Origin of the sequence: Streptomyces sp. NPDC048277 (assembly GCF_040652235.1) — a bacterium.
Taxonomy (GTDB): Bacteria; Actinomycetota; Actinomycetes; order Streptomycetales; family Streptomycetaceae; genus Streptomyces.
Genome location: NZ_JBEZLQ010000011.1, coordinates 209,194 through 231,465 on the forward strand (window position 1 = coordinate 209,194; position 22,272 = coordinate 231,465).

Genomic DNA, 22,272 nt, shown 5'->3' on the forward strand with positions numbered 1-22,272 from the left:
TCGAGCGCCGACGCGTCCGGCGGGCAGGCCGCGAGCGCCTGCGGGGACCGATCGGGGCCTCACATCTGTGCGGTTATGCTGGCGCGATGACCAGCCTCTCTGCTGGCGCTCCTGACAAGGACAGGCAGGAGCGCATCCTCGACGCCGTTCTCAGTCTGCTGGCGCAGCAGGGCATTTCCGGTGTGAGTATGCGCGCCGTGGCGCGTGAGGCCGGCGTCGCCCTCGGCCTGGTCAACTACTACTTCGATGACAAGACGAGCCTGATCAGCGCCGCCTTGCGTCGTATCGAGGAGCAGGACGCGGCCCTGGTCGAACTCACCCCCGGGGCGTCGCCCGAGCGGCAGCTGCGCGCGGCGCTCCGGCGCGTCGTGGCGCCGGAGTTCCTGACCACGGAGTACCTGTCGCTGCGGCTGCAGCTGTGGTCTCTTGCCCAGGCGCACGAGGAGTTCGCCCAGATCAACACGGCAGCGCAGAAGCGCTACCGGGACGGCCTGGCCGCGTTGATCCGCGCCGCCCGACCGGATCTCAGCCGTGGGGAGTGCAGGAAGCGAGCGGCTGACGTCGACGTCGTACAGAACGGCATGTGGCTCACTGCTCTGCTCGGACTGGACAAGGCATCGCTGCGACGCGCGGTGGCACGGTGCGAGGAGATCGCGCTGGCGCCGTAGCCGGCATGTCCGCGACGACGCCCGCCGGTAGCGGCAAAACCGCCGAGACTGAACAGACGTCCAAAAGATTGAACGGCCGTCCAATGGCTGGCCATGGTTGACCTGGCCGGTTCGACGACCAGTGTGGGCGGGTGACGTTCTATGGTGCACTTGTTGAGTGCTCGGCTGGTGCGCAAGGCGCCGTTGAGCGATGAGGTCTGCGCCTTCACGTTCGCCGCGCTGGAGGGTTCGTTCTCCGGCTGCGCCGCCGGCGCACATGTAGCGGTGCACCTCCCCGGGGGCATGGTCCGCAGCTACTCCCTCACCGAGTGGGATCCCCAGGGGACCCAGGTGGGCATCGCGGTCAAGGTCGATAGTCGATTCTGATCGGTGGCGGGATCGGGATCACGCCCCTCTATGCCATGGCGCGTGCCCTGCGCGACGCCGGTCGGCCGTTCGGCCTCCATCACATGGTCAGGACGCGATCGGCGGCAGCATTCGACGCCCCGCTGCGCGCTCTGGGGCTCGAAGGCCGGTACCACCTGCACTGCGACGACGTCGACGGTCTGCCCGACTTCGCCGGACTGCTCGGCGCGTACCCTGCGGACACCCACGTCTACGTGTGCGGGCCCGAGGCGATGCTGACCGCCGTGCAGGCCGCACGGGACGTCCTGGACCGGGGCACCGTCTTCTTCGAGCGCTTCGCGGCGGTTCCCGGCGCCGACGGTCAAGCACGGGCGCCGTTCCGTATCGCCCTCAGGTCGACGGGGGAGGAGTTCGAGGTCCCTGCCGAGAACTCGATCCTGCAGGTGCTGCGCGCGGCCGGCCGTGATGTCGACTACGCGTGCTCCGAAGGCGCCTGCGGCACATGTGTCACTGATTGAACGAACGTCCGAACCGAGGGTTGAACGAACGTCCAGTCGCCAGTAGCCTGATATCCATGATTCCCGTAACGGTCAACGATGTGCGCAGCATCTCCGCGGGCTTTCATCAAGATCCCGCGCGTTCCATGTCCCTCCGGTCGGAGGCGTATGTGGACCCGAAATGGTTCGACGCCGAACTCAAGACTGTCTTCGCCCGTACGTGGCAATGGGTCTGCCACGTCGAGAACGTGAAGAAGCCGGGCAGCTACGTGGCCGTGACGGTCGCGGGAATGCCCGTCGTGGTTGTCCGCGACCGGGCGGAAGTCCTGCGTGCCTTCTACAACGTCTGCAAGCACCGGGCACACGAACTCCTCTCTGGATCCGGCATCGCCCGGAACATCGTCTGCCCGTACCACGCCTGGACCTACGACCTCGGCGGCGGACTGAGGGCTGCTCGTCGTGCCGACAGGATGGAGACCTTCGACAAGTCGGAGATCTGCCTGGACCAGGTCCTGGTGGAGGAGTTCGGCGGGTTCGTCTACGTCAACCTGGACACGGCCGCGGCACCCCTCGCGCAGCAGGCCCCGGACCTGGCGGCCGAGATCGCCCACTGGGCCCCGGACGTCGCCGAGCTGACGCACGCCAAGCGCCTGACGTACGAGCTCCGGAGCAACTGGAAGAACGTCGTCGACAACTTCCTGGAGTGCTACCACTGCCACGTCGCCCACAAGGAGTTCGTCGACCTGGTCGACATGGACACCTATGAGGTAAGGACGCACGGCATCTGGTCCAGCCACTTCGCGGAGGCGGGAAACACCGCCAACTCCGCCTACGACGTGTCAGGAGCGACGGTCAAGGAGCACGCCGTGTGGTGGCTGTGGCCGAACACCTGCCTCCTGCGGTACCCCGGGCGCGGGAACTTCATGGTGCTGCAGATCCTGCCCGCGGGGCCCGAACGGACGCTCGAAACCTGGGACTTCTACTTCGAGACCCCCGAACTCAACGATGCCGAAGTCGAGTCCGTGAAGTACATCGACGGCGTCCTGCAGCAACAGGACATCGCCCTGGTCGAGAGCGTGCAGCGCGGTATGCGCACGCCGGCGTTCGACCAGGGGCGCATAGTCTACGACCCTTCCGGGTCGGGCCTCTCCGAGCACGGAGTGCATCACTTCCACGGCCTTCTCATCGACGCCTACAAGCGACTGGTCGGCGTGAGTGACGAGGCCGCCGATGCTTCCGATCGCGTCGCACCGATCAACGTCTGAGGGATGCCATGCCCAAGCCTGTCATCGTGACCTGCGCCCCCACGGGCGGTATCCACACCCCGACGATGTCACCGCACCTCCCGGTGACACCCGACGAGATCGCCACGGCCGCCGTCGAGGCGGCCGAGGCCGGTGCGGCGATCATCCATCTGCACGCCCGCAATCCCGAGACCGGCAAGCCGGATCCGCGCCCGGAACTCTTCCAGGAATTCATGCCGCAGATCGCCGCGGCATGCGATGCGTTCCTCAATGTCTCCACCGGCGGTGGACTGGGCATGACCCGCGAGGAGCGACTCCGGGCGGCCGTCGCGACCTCCCCCGAAATGGCCTCGCTCAATGTGGGGTCGCTCAACTTCGGCATCTTCCCCATGCTCGGGAAGTACTCCCGGTGGAAGCACGCATGGGAGCCGGAGTTCCTGGAGACGACGCGTGACTTCGTCTTCAAGAACACCTTCACCGATCTCGAGTACATCGTGAAGGAGCTGGGACAGGGCCATGGGACGAAGTTCGAGTTCGAGTGCTACGACCTTGGGCACCTGTACAACCTGGCGTGGCTGATCGAACAGGGCTGGATCGAGCCGCCGTTCTTCGTGCAGATGGTCTTCGGCGTGCTGGGCGGTGTCGGAGCGGACCTCGACAACCTGCTCCACATGCACACGATCGCGGGCAAGCTCTTCGGCGACGACTACGAGTGGTCCGTCCTGGCCGCCGGCCGCCACCAGATGCCGTTCGCGACCCAGGCAGCCATGCTCGGCGGCAATCTGCGCGTCGGGCTGGAGGACAGCCTCTTCATCGGCCGCGGTGAACTCGCCTCGTCCAACGCCGCCCAGGTCCGAAAGATCAGGGGCGTAGTCGAGTCGCTGGGACATGAACTGGCCACCCCGAGTCAGGCCCGGGAGCGCCTTGGACTGAAGGGAGGCGACCATGTCGCGTTCTGACCGGAACACCGACTCATGCGTGGTCTCCGGCGGGCGTGTGGCGGCCCTCGGAGGCGGCCTGATCGGTCGCAGCTGGACAGCCCTCTTTCTGGCGGCCGGCAACTCCGTCGCCGTCTACGACCCGGACCCCGCCACGGAGGCCCGGGTCAAGGAGACGGTCGAAGAGGCATGGCCGGTGCTCACCGCGCTGGGACTGGCGAGGACCGACGCCCCGGAGGGCGAGCTCGTCGTCTGTGACGACCCCCGTGCCGCCGTGGAGGGGGCGGCGTTCGTTCAGGAGAGCATTCCGGAACGGATCGCCCTGAAGCACGAGCTGTACCGGACCATCGAGCCGGTCCTCGGGGCGGACACGGTGGTGGCCTCGTCCGCCTCCGGCCTGACCCTCAGTGAACTGCAAGGGGGTTGGCGGGATCCGGCCGGCTTGGTCCTCGGCCATCCGTTCAATCCTCCTCATCTGATCCCGCTCGTCGAGGTCATGGGCAACGAGTTCACCGGCCCCGGCGTCGTCGCGAGGGCCCGCCGGTTCTACGAGTCGGCCGGCAAGGTGACCATCGAGCTCAAACGTGAGGTCCCCGGGCACGTGGCCAACCGGCTGCAGGCCGCGCTCTGGCGGGAGGCCATCCATCTCGTCAACGAGGGGGTCGCCACGGTGAGCGACATCGACACCGCCGTCTCGTCCGGCCCCGGCCTGCGATGGGCCGTCATGGGCCCGACGTCGCTCTTCCACCTCGGCGGCGACGACGGCGGCCTCGCCGCCTTCTGCGAGCGGTACGGCGAGAGTTTCAACCGCTGGTGGGACGACCTCGGCCAACCCCACCTGGACCAGGAGACGACGGAGAGACTGGTCGAAGGCCTGTCGTCGGCTACGGACCCGGAGGGCATCAGAGATCTGGCCGTCGGCAGAGATGCGCTGCTGACCGCTGTCATCGCCGCGACGCACGGCCGCCGCAGCGGTGGTACCGGCACCTCGACCCGGGTGGCTGAGTAGGTGGATCTCGGAGTGCCGCTCGTACGACACGAGGCCGACACCGGCAGGCCTCTCACCGGAACGAGGCCGACGAGTGAAGTCTGAGTTCGATATCGATCACACCTCTTTCGCGGTGCGTGACGCCCTGGGCTGGGCAAGGCGGTTGCGCCGGCAGCTCGGGGCGGTGCCCGTCGCCGGGGAAGTCCTTGCCGAATTCCGTTACCTGCTGCTCTATGTGGGCACAGCCGACGAAGGCGGCCGTCTGGAGCTTCTGGAGCCCGTCGGAGCGGGGTTCCTCGCGCGCTTCCTGTCGGCTCATGGAGAGGGGCCGCATCACCTCACGTTCACCGTTCCCGACGTGACCGAGGCCGTGCGTCGTGTCCGGTCCCTCGGGATGACCGTGGTGGGCGAGAACTACGACAACTCCGCCTGGCGCGAGGCGTTCGTCCTGCCGGACCCCGTCCACCGCACGGTCGTCCAGCTCGCGCATTCCGACAAGGCGTATCCGGAGCCCGGCGAACTCATTCGGAGCGCTGCGCGAGACCCCTCGACCTTCCCGAGCGTGGCTGGAGCGACACAGCCCCTCTGGTGGACTCCGCTGTGGGAGACGGCGGTTGAGGGCTGCGGCCGGCTGGGACCGACGCATCTCGTGTCCCGGGATCCGGCCCTGTCGCGGCGCCTGTTCGAGGGCATCCTCGGTGCGCGGGCGAGCGAGCAGGACGGTTGCCTGGACTTCGCCTGGCCGAGCGGATCGGTGCGGGTGCACTCCGGCGACGCACCCGGAATCACCGGGGCCGACCTCTACGGCGGACCGGCGGAGGACATCGTGATTGGTTCCTCCCGGTTGAGGACGCGCGGGTAAAGACCCGGCTCCGGCAATGATCGAGAAGTGGGAGGAGCGTCGACATGTTTCGACCTGCGCCACGCCGGAGCATCCAGGTTCTCTTCCGCTACTACGCGAAGTTCCTGGCCGGGACCCGAGACCACGCCGATCGGCTGATCGGCTGATCGAGGAGTCGATGAATCGTTGGGAGGGTCCCCCGCCTCTTGACGAGGTCGGGTGACCGGAATCTGGTCCGGAGAGATTCCGGCAAGGAATCTTTTCGCTCTGCTGCCTGAGGCACTGACCGAGAAGGGCGCCTGACGGGCAGCCTCATCCATGCGAGCCTCCCGGCTGGTCGGACTGGACGCGTTGTCGCCATGATCGAGCCGATCGCTGACTTCCGTCGGACCTCGACCGCAAGCACGAACTCGTGATCACACCGGGCGAGACCCTGCGGTAGCACCGCCTGCCCGCGTTCCGAGGCGGACTCGGGCAGCTGTGATCTCGGAGACCGTGCGTGCCGAGCACGTACCGCTGACACGTAGTACTGCGCTGGGCCGGCGAGGTCTCTCGGCCGAGCATGGCTCCGCCAACCGGCCAGGCGGACGTGAGTCGGGTCTGTTCCGTCGGTCCGGGATATTTCGGAAGGGGCAACCATGTCCTTGGAGAGGGCGTTCGAGAACCAGGAGAGCGTGATCACGATCCCGCTCGACGTCAGTGACAGCGCGGCGGTCACGGCAGCCTTCGAGCGGGTCGACCGGGAACTCGGACGGTTGGACATACTCGTCAATTCGGCCGGCATCAACGCCCCCACGCCCGAGGCCAACCAACGGATCGTCGACGCCAACCTCAAAGCGGTCGACGACATGCGCAAGGGCCGGACTCCCAGGTTCGACTACCTGGAGGACACGACGGACGACGAGTTCCGGCGGGTCATGGAAGTGAACCTGTTCGGCCAGTTCTACACGATTCGGTCGGCCGTGCCGCTGCTCAAGCGAAGCTCCGGAGGAGCCATCGTGAACGTATCGAGCGTCGCCGCGCTCGCGGGTGTCGCGATTCCGTTGTACTACCCGGCGTCCAAGGCCGGCGTACTGGGACTCACCCGGGCGGCAGCCGCGGAGCTGGCACCGTACGACATCCGCGTCAACGCGATCGCGCCTGGATCCGTCGACACGCCGTTGATGCGGCAACAGCCGGACGAATTCGTGCAGTTCCTGGTCGGAACCCAGAGAATCCCGCGGCTGGCCACCCCGCGTGAGGTGGCCGAGATGGTCGTCTTCCTCTGCGACGACGAGACCGGCGGGTTCTACACAGGACAGACGATCTCTCCCAATGGCGGTATCCATATGTGACAGCGCCGCGATTGTGGTGACTTCCGTGCGTCACGTACGGTCGGAGGGGAGGAGGCACGCATTGATCGACGATCTGGACCGCGGCATCATGAGCGCCCTCGCCCGCGACGGACGCACCCCGTACACCACACTCGCCCGTGACCTCGCGGTCTCCGAGGCGACCGTACGGCAGCGGGTGGCGAGGCTGCAGGAGAGCGGCGCGCTGCGCATCGTGGCCCTGTGCAACCCCCTCACTCTGGGCCACCAGTCGGTGCGGCTGATGATCCGGGTCCGGGACCTGACGCCCCGCGCGGTCGCCAAGAGCCTGGCCGACATGCCGATGATCAACCATGTGGCGCTGGTCGCGGGCAGCCAGGACATCTTCCTTGAGGGCACCTGCCGGGACCAGCCGCAGCTCGTGCAGCTGCTGGACGAGATCAGGATGCTTCCGGGGGTGTCCCGGGTCCAGGTGCTGCTGCTTCTGGAGCTGTTCAAGGACTACTCCTGGAACGGCCTCAACAGCTCGGTCGGGCAGGCGGTCGCGGACGGCTGACCGGCCGCCGGCGCTTCACGGTCCTTCCCGGCGCTTCACCGGGGCAGGATGCGCTGGTCCGGCCCGGCCGGCACGTCCCGGAAGCCCGCCCACAGGTAGCTGTCCTTGACCACTTCCAGGACGGTGAGTGCCTCCGCGTGAGCCACGCCGTTGACCCGCCGGACCCGCTCGGTGAGCAGCTCCGAGAGGTGGGCCAGATCCCGGCAGCGCACGTCGAGGATGAGGTCGTACGGGCCGACGCAGGACGCCACGTAGCGCACCTCCGGCATCCGGGACAGCTCGCGGGCGACCAGGACCACCGGGATGTGGTGCACCCGTACGGCGAGGTGCACCTCCATCTCGCCCACCCGCACCGCGTCGGTCATGCCCACCACCTGGATCGCGCCGCGCCGCCTCAGCCGCTGGAAGCGGGAGCGCACCGAGGCCTCCGACAGGCCGATGGCCCGGCCGATCTCACCGAACGACTTACGGCCGTCCACCCTCAGCTGGTCGATGATCTGCCGGTCCAGGTCGTCGATCACGCCGGCACCTCCTTCTGTCCTGCTCCCACCATCATCGCCCCGCGTCTTTTCGCGGCTGTTGCGAGATGCGTGGAATTCGGTCCCTGTTTCCACTGGATTCGATTTCAACAACCCTGTTCAGGCGGTTGCTCCCCAACGGATGCTAAGGGCCACGGCACGAACGGACGATCTTCCGGACGTGCGCAGACGATCCGAGGGAGGCCCCGCACATGCACGCACCGCCACCGCCCGCCGGCCGGAGGCCGCGGTGACCGTCACCGCCGCACCGCCGCCGCCGACCGTCACGGCGCAGCCCGCGGCGCGCGCCACCCGGCTGCGGCACCGCGCGATCACCTTCGCCCTGCTGGCCCCCGCGGGGCTGACGGTCGTGGCGCTGGTGCTCGTGCCCCTGGCCCTCGTGGTGCGCAACAGCTTCGCGACGGCGGACCCCTACGGTGGCATCCGCGGCGGGTTCACCCTCTCGAACTACACCGAGCTGTTCGACCCGGTCTATCTGAAGGTCTTCGGCTACAGCCTCGGCATGGCGGCCCTCAACACCGTCGTCTGTCTGGTGCTCGGCTACGTGGTGTCGTACTACCTGGCGGGCCGGCCGCCGCGGCGCCAGGGCCTGCTTCTGCTGCTGATCATCGTGCCGTTCTGGACCGACTTCCTGGTGCGGACCTTCGCCTGGATCAACCTGCTCAGCCCCGGCGGTCCGGTGAACGCGCTCACCGATGCCATCGGTCTGACCGACGGGCGGACGCAGTGGATCCCGAGCCAGGGCGCCTCCTTCGTGGGCCTCGTCTACGCCTTCCTGCCGACGGCGATCTTCCCGATCTACGCGACGCTGCGCGGGGTGGACCCCTCGCTCGGTGAGGCGGCCCGGGACCTGGGCTGCGGCTGGTGGCGGGTGCACACCCGGGTGCTGCTGCCGCTGGCGCGGCCGGGGCTGCTGGCCGCCGCGCTGCTCACGTTCATCCCGACGCTCGGCGTGTTCGTGATCCCCGTACTGCTCGGCGGTGGCAAGAACCAGCTGGTCGGGAACCTGATCGTCACGCTGTACACCGAGTTCCGCAACCAGCCGATGGGAGCCGCGGCCTCCGTGCTGCTGCTGGTTCTGATGATCGCGTCGGTGGCGGTGCTGGGCACCGCGGCGAGCCGGCTGAGGAGGAGGACGTCATGAGCGCCCGCACCCGGCTCCCCGACACGGTGACCGCCTGGCTGGCCCGCGGTGTCATCGTCTTCCTCTACATCCCGATCGTGGTCGTGGTGGTCCTGTCGTTCAACGACTCGGACGTCACGTACAAGTGGGCGGGGTTCAGCACCCGCTGGTACGGGGTGCTCGCCCAGGACACCGACCTGCTCTCCGCGCTGCGGGTGAGCGCCGAGGCCGGCGTGATCTCCGCGACGCTGGCGACGGCGGGCGGGCTGTTCGCGGCGATGGGCATGGCCCGGCTGGGGTCGCGCGGCCGGGCGCTGTTCTCCGGCGGGCTGTTCCTGCCGCTGGTGATCCCGGAGATCGTGCTGGGCGTGGCCCTGCTGTCGGTGTTCGGCACCCTCAAGGCGACCCTGGGCCTGACCACGCTGGTCCTCGGCCACCTGGTGGTCACGCTTCCCTACGCGGCGCTGATCGTGCTCGGTGCGCACCGGGCGCTCGACCCGGCCCTCGACGAGGCCGCCACCGACCTGGGCTGCGGTGCCTGGCAACGGTTCCGGCTGGTGACCGTGCCCCTGCTGAAACAGGCGCTGCTCGCCTCCTGGCTGCTGTGCTTCACGATCTCCTTCGGCAACATCGTGATGTCCACCTTCACCAGCGGGGTCGGTACCACCACCCTCCCGCTGCGCGTGTACTCGCTCCTGAAGACCGGGCTGACCCCGGAGATCAACGCACTGGGCACCCTGCTCGTGCTCTTCACCTTCGTGATCATCCTGGGCGCCGGCCTGCGGCAGATGCGCCGTGTCCTGACCGGCGACGGCCGCGACTGAACCATCGGCCGCGCGCCCCCTTCTCCCGCACCCGCACCGTCGCGCCGTACGTCCGTCCTGCCTGCTCCGGTACGTCCCTGAAAGGCCTCGCCATGTCCCGTACCACCGTTTCGAGAACGCTCGTGGCCACCTCGGTCCTGACCGTCACCGCGCTGGTCGCCACCGCCTGCGGCGGCTCCGGCTCCAGCACGGCCGCCTCCTCCGGCGGCGGCAAGGAGCTCCACCTCTATGCCTGGGCCGGGGAGATCCCCGACTCCGTGGTCAAGGGGTTCGAGAAGGAGACCGGCATCAAGGTCACCGTCGACACCTTCGACAGCAACGAGACCATGACGGCCAAGCTCAGCTCGGGCTCCTCGGGCTACGACCTGGTCGAGCCCAGCCAGTACACCGTGCAGCAGCTGATCGGGCAGCAGCTCATCGAGCCGCTGGACCACAGCAAGATCGAGGGGCTGGGCAACCTCGCCGAGAAGTTCCGCACCGCGTCCTACGACAAGGGCAACAAGTACAGCGTGCCGTGGATCTGGGGCACCACCGGCTTCGCCTACAACGACAGCTGCATCAAGTCGGCGACCAGCTGGAAGACCCTGTTCGACAGCAAGTACAAGGGCAAGCTGTACATGCTCGACAACATGCTGGCCGCCTACATCGCGGGCCTCCAGGTCACCGGGCACCGCGCCACCAGCACCGACAAGGACCAGATCGCCGAGGCGACGGCGGCCCTGCAGAAGCAGAAGGGCATCCTCGCCGGCTACAACTCGACCAACTACCCGCAGCTGCTGTCGACCGGTCAGGCGTGCGCGGCGGAGGCGTGGAGCGGGACGGCGATGGCGAAGGTCGTGCAGTCCAACAAGCACGTCCACTACGTCATCCCCGAGGAGGGCGGCTCGATCTGGACCGACGGTCTGGCGATCCCGAAGGGCGCCAAGAACCTGACGTCGGCGTACAAGTTCATCAACTACCTGCTGCGTCCCGAGGTCGCCGCGAAGGCCACCGACGACGGCTCCTCCGCCAGCGCCAACCAGGCCGCCCGCAAGTACATCAAGGACACGGCCGCGCTGAGCAATCCGGCGATCTACGCCCCCGACTCCTCGATCGCCAAGGCCGACTTCCTGCTCGACCCGGGCACCGCGATGCAGTACTTCCAGCAGGGCTGGACCAAGGTGAAGGCCTCCTGACATGAGTACCGAAGAAACCGGGGAAGCGGTCCCCGCGGTCCGGCTGACCGGCGTCGGAAAGGTCTTCGGAGCCCAGCACGCGGTGCGGGACGTCACCCTCGACATCCGGCAGAACGAGTTCTTCTCGATCCTCGGCCCCTCCGGCTGCGGCAAGACCACCCTGATGCGCATGATCACCGGCTTCGAGGAGCCGTCCGAGGGCACGGTCGAACTCGGCGGTGTCCCGGCGACCGGCGTGCCGGCGCACAAGCGGGACCTGAACATGCTCTTCCAGAGCTACGCCCTCTTCCCGCACCTGAGCGTCGCCGACAACGTCGCCTTCGAGCTGAAGGTCCGCAAGCTGCGCCCGAAGGCCGAGATCAAGGGCGCGGTCACCGAGGCGCTCGCCCTGGTCCGGCTTGAGGGGTACGGCGACCGCGCCGTCTCCCAGCTCTCCGGCGGCCAGCGGCAGCGGGTGGCCATCGCCCGCGCGCTCATCGCCCGGCCCTCGCTGCTGCTGCTCGACGAGCCGCTGGGGGCCCTGGACAAGAAGCTGCGCGCCGAGATGCAGCTGGAGCTGAAGAAGATCCAGCGCGAGGTCGGGGTGACCTTCGTGACGGTCACCCACGACCAGGAGGAGGCGCTGACCATGTCCGACCGGATCGCCGTGATGAACGGCGGCCGGGTCGTGCAGGTCGACACTCCCGAAGGCGTCTACGAGCGGCCGGTCAGCCGGTTCGTCGCCTCCTTCATCGGCACCTCCAACTTCCTCACCGGCACGTGCGACGGTCGGGTGGTCGACGTGGGCGGGCTGGGCGCGCTGCCGGTCCCCGAGACCGACGTCACCGGGCAGGCGCATCTGTCGGTGCGCCCGGAGAACGTCGGGCTGTGCGCCGACGAGAACCTGCTGCCGTCCGGTCAGGCCGTCCTCCGGGGCACCCTCCAGCAGTCCGTCTACCTCGGCAGCGCCGTACGCCACCACCTCACGCTGGCCGACGGCTCGACCTTCGTCGCCGAGACCTCCTCCTCCGGCACGGCCGGCCTGTCCGCGGGCGGCCCCGCCTGGGCGCACTGGCGGCCGGAGGCCTCCCGGGTCCTGGCCGAGTGACCGTCCCCGCTCCGGGGCGGGCGCCCCGCACGGCGCCCGCCCGGCACCCGCATCCCGCACCGACCCATTCCAGCAAGGAGATACGACCGTGAAGGTCGCCGCCGCCCAGTACGCCCCCACCGCCGACGTCGGCGCCAATCTCGAGGTCGTCGCGTCGATGACCGCCGAGGCCGCTGCCGCGGGGGCGGAACTCGTCGTCTTCCCCGAGGAGGCGATGATCCCCGCGGAGGCCGCGGGCAAGCCGCTGCACGCCACGGCCGAGGCACACTGGCCCGGCTTCCTCGCCGGGATCTCCCGGCTCGCCGCCGAACACGGAGTCGCCGTGATCGCCGGCGGCTACGAGCCGAGCGGCGGCTCACTGCCGTACAACACCATCGCGGCCGTCTCCGCGGAGGGTGAACTCCTCGGCCGCTACCGCAAGATGCACCTGTACGACGCCTTCGACTACCGCGAGTCCAGCGAGGTGCAGCGCGGTGACGAGGGGCCGGTCGTGGTCCGGATCGGCGAGTTCAACGTCGGCCTGGTCAACTGCTACGACCTGCGCTTCCCCGAGTTCACCCGGGCGCTGGTCGAGATGGGCGCCGATCTGCTGTCGGTGTCGGCGGCGTGGGTGCGCGGTCCGCTCAAGGAGGACCACTGGACGACCCTGCTGCGCAGCCGGGCGATCGAGAACACCTGCTGGGTGGTGGCGGCCTCGCTGACCACGCCCGACTGCATCGGGATGAGCATGGCCGTCGACCCGCTGGGCGTGGTGCGTGCCGCGCTCGGCGAGGAGGAGCGGTCGCTGCTCGTCGTCGAGGCGGACAAGCACCGTACCGACCGCGCCCGCACGGTGCTGCCCGTGCTCCGCAACCGTCGCATCATCATCGGCCCGAGGTGACCCGTCATGCCCCTGGACATACGTGAACTGACCGAAGTACCCGCCCTCGACGAGGAGTTGGCGGCCCGCCTGACCAGGGTGGACTTCCCCACCCTCGGCCACTACCTGGAGGAGGGGTTCTGCGATCCGGCGCTGCGCCGGGTGGCCGGCGCGGGCCGGCTGGTCGGCCGGGCCGTGACCGTACGGATCACCGCCACCGACTCGACGATGCTGCACCATGCGGCGGGCCTCGTCGGCCCCGGCGACGTGGTGGTCGTCGACTGCGGCGGCGACCGCCGGCACGCGCCGCTCGGCGAGGTCGTCGTGCACGCGCTGGCCGCCCGGGGCGCGGCCGGAGCCGTGGTGGACGGCGTGTGCACCGACATCGGCGCCCTGCGCGCGGTGGGGCTGCCGGTGTACGCGTACGGCACCTCGCTGCTGACCACCAAGCTGCACGGCATCGCCGACGGCTCCCTGGGTGCGCCCGTGCACTGCGGAGGCGTTCCGGTGCGCGCCGGAGACCTGGTCCTCGGTGACGAGAACGGCCTGCTCATCGCCCGGGCCGCGGCCCTCGCCGCCGTCGTGGACGAGGCTCTGGCCGACGACGCCGAGGAACCCGACCTCATCGCCGAGCTGTACCGGGGCCACCCCCTGGGCACGCTCACCGGAGCCACGCGCACCCTCGCGGACCTCCGGAACCCTTCCCCCACCTCCGCGTGATCCGGGCCCGTACCGGGCCCCGTACACCCAACCCCCAAGGAAACACACCCATGTTCCTCAAGGCAGCCATCAACGGTGGCCGGACCCGAGCCGAGCACCCGGCGGTCCCCGTGACGGCCGAGGAGATCGCCGTCGACACCGCGGCCGTCCTCGCGGCCGGCGCCGACATCGTCCACCTGCATGTCCGCACCCCCGACGGCGGGCAGACCATAGCCCCCGACGCGCTCGCGGAAGTGCTGCGCGCGATCCGTTCCACGGCGCCGGGCGCGGTCGTCGGGACGACCACCGGGCTGTGGACCTGCTCGGGCCCCGAGGAGCGCTACGACCTGGTCAAGTCCTGGGAGATCCTGCCGGACTTCGCGTCGGTCGCGTTCTGCGAGGAGGGCGCGACGGAGACGGCCGCACTGGTCGTGGCCCGGGGCATGGTGCTGGAGAGCGCGGTGTGGAGCGTGGACGACGTTCCCGCGCTCCTGGCGTCGCCGACCCTCGCGGACAACGTGCGGATCCTGATCGAGCCGATGGACGAGGACCCGGACACGGCCGTCGACCACGCCCGCGAGATGGCCGCGATGATCCGCTCCGCGGGTGTCACCGTCCCCCTCCTCTACCACGGCGAGGCGGCCACCACCTGGCCGGTACTGCGCGCCGCACTCGCCGACGGCCACCAGGCCCGCATCGGCTTCGAGGACGGCATCCTCCTCCCGGACGGCACGACCGCCCGGGACAACGCCGAACTCGTCGCCACGGTGCTGAACCTGTCCGGGCAGTCGGTGTAAGCGAAGGAAGACAGCGCCTCAGGAAGTCGCCGTGCAAATCATCAGGATCACGGCGACGGCCGCGATGATCGTGGCCTCGAAGAACACCCGTGTGCGGGCGGGGGCCTCGCACAGCTCCATGAAGTGGAGAATCACCCATCGCCCCTTGGCCGCCGCGATCAGGAGCGCGCCGGTCGTCGCCACCGACGGGCCGATCGGTCCGTCCGCCAGGAGCCAGGCGGAGGCGCGGGTCAGCAGCATGAGGGCGAGCCAGACGAGACTTGGCCTGTGGCGCGGCGAACCGGCGATCGGCGTCCTGCTCGACGGCGGAATCTCGGTGTTCCACGCCCTCTCGGGCAAGCCGCTGTGGCGCTACGAGGACATGAGCCACCGCCGGGCTTACTCGATCCTCCGGCCGCTGACCGTGTACGGCCGCCGCCTCGCACTCGTCGTCCGCCCCGACCAGAGCCTGACCTTCCTGGACGCCGACGCCGATCGAGTCGCCTTCCGTGTCCATCCCGGTGCCAGGGTGGACGCCGTTGCCATCGTGGGCGAAGACCTCCTCGGTGTCCTCACCACGAAGGACTTCACCTGTCTCCGTATGCCCGCCCACTGAGGCGACACCTCACCGACCTCGCCGCCTCACCCCCATTCCAACGTCCCGGATACGGCCGGATTCCGAGAGCCCGGCCGCTCCACCCTCGTCCAACAGACACGACTGTCGGACGAGTCACCGTTGCGCGGTGTCGGCCTTGCTGTTGCGGCGATCGCTGGCCAACGGAACGTGCCCCATGGGGACCAGTTGGGGACCACACGGCGTCCGCACACCTGAACGGCACGGCGATCCTCGAACCTGCCGCGAAGGGCTCCTGACATGTAGTTTCGTCGGGGCGCATTGTGTGCGCTGCTTCGGTCCGCCAGGACGGCAACGGGCAGGAGAGAGCATCTGCTTGCCCAGTGGCGCAGCGGCCTGATTCGACCAGGGCGGCGATGTCCATGGCGGTCTCGGCGGCCGCGTCGAGGTTGCCGCGGCGTGCCTGTGCGGTGGCGATCCAGGTGAGGTAGAGGACGCGGTCGCGCATCGCGCCCGGCTCCAGCGCGGCTGGGCCGTCGGTCAGGAGGCCTTCGGCCGTTGCCGGATCTCCCAGGCGGGGAAGGCTCTGCCGGTCTCGGCCATGTGGCTCGGGCGGCACATCCAGTACGCCCGGCCCGCGCCCGCTCGTTCTCATTGAAGGGGGCAGCCGGTTGGCTGCCCTCTTCGACGCGCTAGCTGGTGGTGTGTGCTTTCCGGGTCACACGGTCAGTTGATCGAGGATGTCGGCCACTTCCGCCGGTTTGAGCAGAAAACCGACGTGGCTGGTGGTGAGGGTATGCACGTCGTACGGATTGTCGGGCGTGAGGGCGTCGGCTTCGGCGATCAGGCGGTCCTGCATGGCTGCGGGAAGCGTCCGGTCGTCGGCGAGGCGGATGTAGGTGCGGGGGATTGTGCCCCAGGTGTCGGCGTGGCCGCGTGCGTCGGACATCATCACGGCCACGGACTCGTCCGGCTGCAGGATGTTGAGGAAGGCCCGGAACTGCTGGTCGGTGCCGTCCGCCATGATCGCCGCCTTGGCGGCGGCGATCAGGTTTGGGTCGGCGGTGCGGTAGTTGGCCCGTCCGACGCCGAGTTCGGCGGGGTTGCCGACGTTCAGCGCGGCCAGTGGGGCGAGCAGATTGTCGCCGAACTCGGGTTCCTGCATGTACTCGATGGGGTTCGATCGTTGCACGCACGACCATGCGGAGATGTAGACGAGCCGACTCACGAGGTGAGGGATCGTGTTGCCCACGCCCGTGACAGTGGTTCCGCCGAGGCTGGCACCCACCAGGACCACCGGTCCGTGCTCGGCCACCCGTCGGACGACGTCGACGACCATGTCGATGTTGTCCTGCAGGGTGACCCCGGCCAGTGTCGACGGCTCGGCCGCCCACGCGTCGAGGTCCTGGGGGGCTTGGTAGGCCGCCGGGTACTGCGCGTCGAAGCCGTGCCCCGGCAGATCGACGGCGAAGCTGCGACGGCCGAGCAGCGCGAGCTCGCGCTGGACAGGGGCCCACATCAAGGAACTGGAGCACGAGCCGTGCACGAGCACGAACGTCGTATTCGCATCGCGGGCCTGTCGCGGACGGGAGGCGTTGCTGGAGACAGATGTCATACGGGTCGGTCCAATGTCCGGTGGGCGGCGCGGCAGGCAGGTATGGCTGATGGGCCGATTGCCGGCGCGGTGAGCCGCCGAAACTGAAGGGAGAAACGGATGCGCCTGTCGCCAGGAGCATCGCGGTTCAGTGGCCGGGCGCACGCAAGACGGTGGCAGCGATCAATGACGGCGTGCCGCCACAGGCAGCACGCGACGTGGATGCGCTCACCAGCAACGGTGCGCGTCGACGGTCAGAGCCGAGCGATACCCGCAGGGCAGTGCCCTGGGACCGCGGTGGTCTCCTGCGGGTTCCTCGACTGGCGCCGGTCGCAGAGCGACTGCGGCGACAGACGTCTCAGGCGGTCCGGCGGCGGACGAACATGTAGGACATGGCATGGACCCTACCTGATCACGGATCATTGCCGAGGCCGATTGGTGTCCCAGAGAGGAAGCTACTGGTCAGGGGTCGTCGTGGAGACGGATGTCCGGGTCAGGCGTTCTCCGCGCGGATCATTTTGCGCAGACTGCTGCGGGCAACAGCCAGGTGCCTCTCCAGTTCGTCGACTCGCTCCTTCAACGGCTGAAGCTGCGCGATCTCCTGTTCAAGTCGCCTGTTGGCACCCGTGAGTTCGGAGATCCGCTTCGCTGGGCACGTCGTCGCCGTCGGGTACGACGCCGGCTCCGGCTGGCTCACCGTGTGCCTGGAGTCGGCGGCCTGGGGGGCGAAGCTGACTCTGGAGCAGACCCGGGTCATCGCGACGGCCAACGAGTCGGCCAGCGACGGCTACCACCGCGCGCTTACCGCCCATCGGCAGGCCGTCCCGCCTCGCTGACCCTCACATCGCGAAGGCAGTACAGCGGCAGACGAGGACAACATTCGGTCGGGTCCTCAACTCACCGCTCGGCATCGCGTTGCGGGTGGGGCTCGGAGGTTGAGTGAGTGTCAGGTCCATCATGCCTGCTCGGACGTGGTTTGCGGTAGGACGGAGCGCACGTTCGTTCAGGCTTGTCCCAGGTGGTGGCCTGCCCGCAGACTCGTCGTCATCCACTCTCCGACGTCCGTGTCGGCATCCGTTCTCGGGTGCCGGCGCGTTCGTCGTGCTGTCTCGTCGTGGGACGGGTGCAGGTGGGGGTGAGGGAACGGAGGGGGACCGATGGATCAGGACATGGTCATGCGGGCGAGGGTCCAGTTGCTCAGTGCCAACCAGCGGGTGGTACGCGGCGTGGAGGGGTTGCGGATCTACCGCCTGCTGGCGCAGGTCGAGCCGGAGGTGTACGGGTCGAAGCTGGCTTACGTTCTGGTGGAGGCCAGCGCGTCGTCGCTGGTGCGGGAGCTACCCGAGCAGCGACTGGCTCTGTTGGGCGAGGCGGTTGCGGTGGCATCGGCCCTGGACGCCGCGAATCCCTACCGAACCAAGGTGCTGGCGAAAGCGTTTGCCGCCAGGCGGGAACTCGAGGGCCGGCAGGCACAAGAGGTGTGAAACAGGCGCCTGTGCACCACAGGCGCGCCTGCGGGCTGTAAGGACTCAGACGCCTACGGCCGGGCAAGGAGTCCGCCTGGGTCCGGCAGCTGGTTGCAATTCCACTTCCGGCACAGAGGTCCTAGCCGTACGCAGGGAGCGGCGTCAGCAGGCCTGAGCCAGGTTGGGCCTGCCGACGCCGTGGTCCTGAACCTCGCCAAGCGGCCCTACGACCTGCGACACGCCGGCATCTCCTTCTGGCTGGCCTCCGGGGTGGACCCCGCAGAATGCGCCCGTAGGGCAGGCCAGAGCATCCTGGTCCTCTTCCGCTACTACGCGAAGTTCCTGGCCGGAACCCGAGATCATGCCAATCAGTTGATCGAGGAAGCGATGAATCGTTGGGAGGGCTTCCCCTCTTCGGATGAGGCTGGGTGGCCGGAATCTGGTCCGGAAATATTCCGGATCATGTGGGCAAGGCTGGGACACCAGTGGGATAAGACTGCAGTAGGGCACCTTTTCGTTCTACTGCCCGAACAGTGCCGGAGTAGGGTGCCTGACAGGAAGAACTCCCAGGTCAGGCACCCTTTCACGTGCGTCTAGAAGAAGCCGAGCTTCTTTGGCGAGTACGACACAAGCAGATTCTTGGTCTGCTGGTAGTGGTCCAGCATCATCTTGTGGGTCTCGCGGCCGATCCCGGACTGCTTGTAGCCGCCGAACGCCGCGTGCGCCGGGTACGCGTGGTAGCAGTTCGTCCACACCCGGCCCGCCTGGATCGCGCGGCCCGCGCGGTACGCGGTGTTGATGTCGCGGGTCCAGACGCCCGCTCCGAGGCCGTAGAGCGTGTCGTTGGCGATCTTGATCGCGTCGTCGAAGTCGTCGAAGGACGTCACCGAGACGACCGGGCCGAAGATCTCCTCCTGGAAGATCCGCATGCGGTTGCCGCCCTCGAAGATGGTCGGCTGGACGTAGTAGCCGCCCTTCAACTCGCCGTCGTACTCGACGCGTTCGCCGCCTGTGAGGACCTTCGCGCCCTCCTGCCGGCCGATGTCCAGGTAGGAGAGGATCTTCTCCAGCTGGTCGTTGGAGGCCTGCGCGCCGATCATCGTCTCCGTGTCGAGGGGATGGCCCGGCTTGATCTGGCGGGTGCGGGCGACCGCCGCCTCCATGAACTCGGCGTAGTTGCCGCGCTGGACGAGGGCCCGGGACGGGCAGGTGCAGACCTCGCCCTGGTTGAGCGCGAACATCGTGAAGCCTTCGAGGGCCTTGTCGCGGAAGTCGTCGTTGTGCGCCCAGACGTCGTCGAAGAAGATGTTCGGGGACTTGCCGCCGAGCTCCAGGGTCACCGGCTTGATGTTCTCCGAGGCGTACTGCATGATCAGCCGCCCGGTGGTGGTCTCGCCGGTGAAGGCGACCTTCGCCACGCGAGGGCTGGACGCCAGCGGCTTGCCCGCCTCCACGCCGAAGCCGTTGACGATGTTCACCACGCCCGGCGGCAGCAGGTCCGCGATCAGGCTCATCCAGTAGTGGATGGACGCCGGGGTCTGCTCGGCGGGCTTGATGACGACCGCGTTTCCGGCGGCGAGGGCCGGTGCGAGCTTCCATGTGGCCATCAGGATGGGGAAGTTCCAGGGGATGATCTGCGCCACGACCCCGAGCGGCTCGTGGAAGTGGTACGCCACGGTGTCGTCGTCGACCTCGCTCAGCGAACCCTCCTGCGCGCGGATCGCCCCCGCGAAGTAGCGGAAGTGGTCGATGGCGAGGGGGATGTCGGCGGCCAGCGTCTCACGTACCGGCTTGCCGTTCTCCCAGCTCTCGGCGACCGCGAGCTGTTCGAGGTGCGCCTCCATCCGGTCGGCGATCTTGAGGAGGATGTCGGAACGCCCCGTCACCGAAGTACGGCCCCAGCCCGGCGCGGCCGCGTGCGCCGCGTCCAGTGCCCGCTCCACGTCCTCGGCGGTCCCTCGCGCGACCTCGGTGAACGGCTGCCCGTTCACCGGCGACGGGTTCTCGAAGTACTGTCCGCGGGCCGGCGGCACGTACTCGCCGCCGATGAAGTGGTCGTAGCGCGCCTGGTAGGAGACGATCGCGCCCTCGGTGCCGGGCGCCGCGTAACGGGTCATGATGGCCTGCCTCCTTGCAGATGCGCTGCCCGCCGTTGGGCAGCTCCCGGCGCGGAGGCTAGGGGCGCGGACGTTGCGCCCACGTTGCGTCGCAGGTCAGCGCCCGGGTGCCGCCAGCTCGGACTCCAGCGCGGTCAACCGGCTGCGTACGACCGCCGTCGGCCGAACCGCCGCGAGCGCCCGCCACACCTCGACGTCCTCCTCGCCCCAGGGAGCGTGCGCCCACTCCGCCAGCAGGTCGGGGTCCTGGCACGCGATCAGCGCGGCCCGCAGCCCGTCCGCCAGCCGCTGCCTGAGCCGTACGACCGCGGGCGCCTGCGAACCCGGCAGCAGCGGTCCGGCGTAGGCCCCCACGGCCGCCGTCACCGCCCCTGCCTCCAGCCGCCGCTCCACCACGGCCGCGTCGGAGCCGACCGGAGCGGTGAGCCGGTACGGCCGGGAGGCGAGCAGCCCCGGGCCGAGCAGCCGCCGCAGCCGGGCCAGTTCGGCCCGTAGCGTCACCGGCGTCACCGACTCGTCCTCGTACAGCGCGCACAGCAGCTCGTCGCCGGTCAGCCCCTCCGGGTGCCGGGACAGCAGAACCAGCAGCTCGCTGTGCCGGCGGCCGAGCCTGATCCGGCGTCCGTCCAGCCGGAGCTCGGCCTCGTCACGGCCGAGCGCCGTCAGCGCGGGCGCCTCGTCGGCCGGCGTCGGCGGATCGAGCAGTGCCAGCTGCGACTCGGCGGCCCGCGCCACCGCCTGGACGAAACCCAGGCTGTGCGGATGCGCCAGCCGGTCGCCGCCGGTGATGTCGACCGCGCCCAGCACCCGTCCGGTCCGCGGATCGTGCACCGGAGCCGCCGCACACGTCCACGGCTGCACCCGGCGGATGAAATGCTCCGCCGCGAACACCTGCACCGGCCGGTCCACGGCCACCGCCGTCCCCGGCGCGTTGGTGCCCACCGCGGTCTCCGACCAGCGTGCGCCCGGCACGAAGTTCATCCGGTCCGCCTGCCGCCGCGTCGCCGGATGCCCCTCGACCCACAACAGCCTGCCGTCCGCGTCGCACACCGCCAGCAGATGCTCGCCGTCCGCCGCGAACGTGCCCATCAGCTCCCGGAACAGCGGCATCACCCTGGCCAGCGGATGCTCCGCCCGATAGGCCCCGAGATCGCCGTCCGTCAGCTCCACCCGCGCCGTGCCGTCCGGTCCCACCCCGGCGCGCGCCGAACGCCGCCACGACTCTGCCACCACCGACCGCACCGGCCGCGGCACGGTGCCCACGGTCGTGAACGTCTCATGCGCCCGGCGCAGCGCCCGGACGCGTTCGGCAGGGTCGGCCCCCGGCTCCAGGGCCACCCACGGATCGGTCAACTCGGCCTCCCCGACAGCGATGCGGCTGGGGACATCGTCACTCGGGGTGTTCGCGCCGACAACCGTTTCGACCGCCCTCACTCCGAGGACAGGCCCACCAGTCTCATGTAGCGGACCCAGTCCCAGTGCTTCCCCGGGTCGGTGTGATCGGTCCCCGGCACCTCGACATGGCCGATGATGTGGTCGCGGTCCTTCGGGATGCCGTGTCTGGCGCAGATCGACGCCGTCAGCCGCGCCGATTCCGCGTACAGGGCGGCGGTGAAGTACTCCGGCTTGTCCACCCAGCCCTCGTGCTCGATGCCGACGCTGCGCGTGTTGTAGTCCCAGTTTCCCGCGTGCCAGGCAACATCGGACTCCCGTACGCACTGCGCGACATGACCGTCGGCCGAGCGGACCAGATAGTGCGCGGACACGCGGCTCCTCGGGTTCTGGAAGATGGACAGCGTGCCCGCGTACGACTGCTGCGTGACATGGATGATCACACGGTCGATCGCGTAGTCGTCGGGCCGCTTGGCCGACGTGCGGTTCTCGCTGCTCGCCGCCTGCCACTCGGCCGACGGATAGTCGACGACTCCGGTCTGCGCGCCCGCACGGGTCTCGGGGAGCAGCGCGTACGGGACGGCGGCGAGGACAGCGCCCTTCAGGAGCCGTCGCCTGCTGGGGAGCGGTCGTGCCCGGTCCATGGATGGGGTGCCTTTC

At 69.0% G+C, this 22,272-nt stretch carries 25 protein-coding genes and 1 pseudogene; 20 read left to right on the top strand and 6 right to left on the bottom strand.

Translation table 11 applies throughout. The annotated features are described in order from the left end of the window. Positions 1–86 precede the first annotated feature (86 nt). The 9 genes from AB0D85_RS24510 (at position 87) to AB0D85_RS24550 (ending at position 7,387) form a co-directional block, all read left to right on the top strand. Positions 87–668 carry a TetR/AcrR family transcriptional regulator gene (locus AB0D85_RS24510; protein ID WP_362323817.1) on the top strand — a complete coding sequence of 194 codons (582 nt, stop codon included), beginning with the start codon at positions 87–89 and terminating at the stop codon, positions 666–668. A 153-nt stretch (positions 669–821) separates the two neighbouring features. Further along, complete coding sequence (locus AB0D85_RS24515; RefSeq protein ID WP_362323820.1) at positions 822–1,034, top strand: hypothetical protein; 213 nt, start codon at positions 822–824, stop codon at positions 1,032–1,034. Positions 1,035–1,117: 83 nt separating this feature from the next. Then, entirely contained in the window at positions 1,118–1,531 is a 414-nt protein-coding gene (locus AB0D85_RS24520) for an iron-sulfur cluster-binding domain-containing protein (protein WP_362323823.1), read from the top strand. 56 nt (positions 1,532–1,587) lie between these two features. Further along, on the top strand, positions 1,588–2,775 hold the full coding sequence (locus AB0D85_RS24525; protein ID WP_362323826.1) for a ring-hydroxylating oxygenase subunit alpha: 1,188 nt from the start codon (positions 1,588–1,590) through the stop codon (positions 2,773–2,775). Positions 2,776–2,783: 8 nt separating this feature from the next. Next, positions 2,784–3,713 carry a 3-keto-5-aminohexanoate cleavage protein gene (locus tag AB0D85_RS24530; protein ID WP_362323828.1) on the top strand — a complete coding sequence of 310 codons (930 nt, stop codon included), beginning with the start codon at positions 2,784–2,786 and terminating at the stop codon, positions 3,711–3,713. Next, entirely contained in the window at positions 3,700–4,701 is a 1,002-nt protein-coding gene (locus tag AB0D85_RS24535; protein WP_362323831.1) for a 3-hydroxyacyl-CoA dehydrogenase NAD-binding domain-containing protein, read from the top strand. Before AB0D85_RS24530 ends, AB0D85_RS24535 begins: the two co-directional genes overlap by 14 nt. A 73-nt stretch (positions 4,702–4,774) precedes the next feature. Continuing rightward, complete coding sequence (locus tag AB0D85_RS24540) at positions 4,775–5,542, top strand: VOC family protein (RefSeq protein WP_362323834.1); 768 nt, start codon at positions 4,775–4,777, stop codon at positions 5,540–5,542. 599 nt (positions 5,543–6,141) lie between these two features. After that, a complete protein-coding gene (locus AB0D85_RS24545) occupies positions 6,142–6,855 on the top strand; it encodes an SDR family oxidoreductase (RefSeq protein ID WP_362324118.1) in 714 nt (237 codons plus the stop codon). Between the two features lie 61 nt (positions 6,856–6,916). Further along, on the top strand, positions 6,917–7,387 hold the full coding sequence (locus AB0D85_RS24550; protein WP_362323837.1) for an Lrp/AsnC family transcriptional regulator: 471 nt from the start codon (positions 6,917–6,919) through the stop codon (positions 7,385–7,387). 35 nt (positions 7,388–7,422) lie between these two features. Here the strand turns inward: AB0D85_RS24550 and AB0D85_RS24555 are convergent, their stop codons facing one another. Continuing rightward, positions 7,423–7,908: an Lrp/AsnC family transcriptional regulator gene (locus tag AB0D85_RS24555; protein WP_362323839.1), complete on the bottom strand. Its 486-nt coding sequence runs from the start codon at positions 7,906–7,908 to the stop codon at positions 7,423–7,425. Between the two features lie 178 nt (positions 7,909–8,086). On the opposite strand from AB0D85_RS24555, the gene AB0D85_RS24560 reads away from it, so the two are divergent. The 7 genes from AB0D85_RS24560 (at position 8,087) to AB0D85_RS24590 (ending at position 14,490) form a co-directional block, all read left to right on the top strand. Continuing rightward, positions 8,087–9,070 carry an ABC transporter permease gene (locus AB0D85_RS24560; RefSeq protein ID WP_362323842.1) on the top strand — a complete coding sequence of 328 codons (984 nt, stop codon included), beginning with the start codon at positions 8,087–8,089 and terminating at the stop codon, positions 9,068–9,070. Then, a complete protein-coding gene (locus AB0D85_RS24565) occupies positions 9,067–9,873 on the top strand; it encodes an ABC transporter permease (RefSeq protein ID WP_362323844.1) in 807 nt (268 codons plus the stop codon). The genes AB0D85_RS24560 and AB0D85_RS24565 overlap by 4 nt, the downstream gene beginning before the upstream one ends. Positions 9,874–9,965: 92 nt before the next feature. Then, a complete protein-coding gene (locus AB0D85_RS24570; RefSeq protein ID WP_362323846.1) occupies positions 9,966–11,048 on the top strand; it encodes a spermidine/putrescine ABC transporter substrate-binding protein in 1,083 nt (360 codons plus the stop codon). Position 11,049: 1 nt separating this feature from the next. Further along, positions 11,050–12,135, top strand: coding sequence for an ABC transporter ATP-binding protein (locus AB0D85_RS24575; protein ID WP_362323850.1), 1,086 nt, complete (start codon positions 11,050–11,052; stop codon positions 12,133–12,135). Between the two features lie 88 nt (positions 12,136–12,223). After that, a complete protein-coding gene (locus AB0D85_RS24580) occupies positions 12,224–13,015 on the top strand; it encodes a carbon-nitrogen hydrolase family protein (RefSeq protein WP_362323852.1) in 792 nt (263 codons plus the stop codon). 6 nt (positions 13,016–13,021) lie between these two features. Further along, a complete protein-coding gene (locus AB0D85_RS24585; RefSeq protein WP_362323855.1) occupies positions 13,022–13,714 on the top strand; it encodes an RraA family protein in 693 nt (230 codons plus the stop codon). Between the two features lie 50 nt (positions 13,715–13,764). Next, positions 13,765–14,490: a 3-keto-5-aminohexanoate cleavage protein gene (locus tag AB0D85_RS24590; protein WP_362323859.1), complete on the top strand. Its 726-nt coding sequence runs from the start codon at positions 13,765–13,767 to the stop codon at positions 14,488–14,490. 18 nt (positions 14,491–14,508) lie between these two features. Here the strand turns inward: AB0D85_RS24590 and AB0D85_RS24595 are convergent, their stop codons facing one another. Beyond that, complete coding sequence (locus AB0D85_RS24595) at positions 14,509–14,730, bottom strand: cytochrome C oxidase subunit IV family protein (protein ID WP_362323862.1); 222 nt, start codon at positions 14,728–14,730, stop codon at positions 14,509–14,511. Here AB0D85_RS24595 and AB0D85_RS24600 point away from each other — a divergent pair. Continuing rightward, the gene (locus tag AB0D85_RS24600; protein ID WP_362323864.1) at positions 14,729–15,085 is read left to right on the top strand and encodes a hypothetical protein; all 357 of its coding nucleotides are present in this window, start codon (positions 14,729–14,731) and stop codon (positions 15,083–15,085) included. The genes AB0D85_RS24595 and AB0D85_RS24600 overlap by 2 nt on opposite strands. A 676-nt stretch (positions 15,086–15,761) precedes the next feature. Here the strand turns inward: AB0D85_RS24600 and AB0D85_RS24605 are convergent. Next, a complete protein-coding gene (locus AB0D85_RS24605) occupies positions 15,762–16,658 on the bottom strand; it encodes an alpha/beta hydrolase (RefSeq protein WP_362324122.1) in 897 nt (298 codons plus the stop codon). Positions 16,659–17,263: 605 nt separating this feature from the next. On the opposite strand from AB0D85_RS24605, the gene AB0D85_RS24610 reads away from it, so the two are divergent. From AB0D85_RS24610 to AB0D85_RS24620, 3 genes and pseudogenes are all read left to right on the top strand, one after another. Continuing rightward, the gene (locus AB0D85_RS24610; protein ID WP_362323867.1) at positions 17,264–17,473 is read left to right on the top strand and encodes a hypothetical protein; all 210 of its coding nucleotides are present in this window, start codon (positions 17,264–17,266) and stop codon (positions 17,471–17,473) included. Positions 17,474–17,794: 321 nt separating this feature from the next. Continuing rightward, the gene (locus tag AB0D85_RS24615; RefSeq protein ID WP_362323870.1) at positions 17,795–18,121 is read left to right on the top strand and encodes a hypothetical protein; all 327 of its coding nucleotides are present in this window, start codon (positions 17,795–17,797) and stop codon (positions 18,119–18,121) included. Positions 18,122–18,313: 192 nt separating this feature from the next. Next, positions 18,314–18,493, top strand: a pseudogene (locus AB0D85_RS24620) (integrase); the annotation flags it as partial. Between the two features lie 203 nt (positions 18,494–18,696). Here AB0D85_RS24620 and AB0D85_RS24625 read toward each other — a convergent pair. The 3 genes from AB0D85_RS24625 to AB0D85_RS24635 form a co-directional block, all read right to left on the bottom strand. Beyond that, positions 18,697–20,220, bottom strand: a complete 1,524-nt coding sequence (locus AB0D85_RS24625; protein ID WP_362323873.1) for an aldehyde dehydrogenase family protein — start codon at positions 20,218–20,220, stop codon at positions 18,697–18,699. 96 nt (positions 20,221–20,316) lie between these two features. Next, positions 20,317–21,573 (bottom strand): GAF domain-containing protein, encoded by a 1,257-nt coding sequence (locus AB0D85_RS24630; RefSeq protein WP_362323877.1) that lies wholly within the window; start codon positions 21,571–21,573, stop codon positions 20,317–20,319. Between the two features lie 77 nt (positions 21,574–21,650). Next, a complete protein-coding gene (locus AB0D85_RS24635; protein ID WP_362323880.1) occupies positions 21,651–22,256 on the bottom strand; it encodes an N-acetylmuramoyl-L-alanine amidase in 606 nt (201 codons plus the stop codon). Positions 22,257–22,272 lie beyond the last annotated feature (16 nt).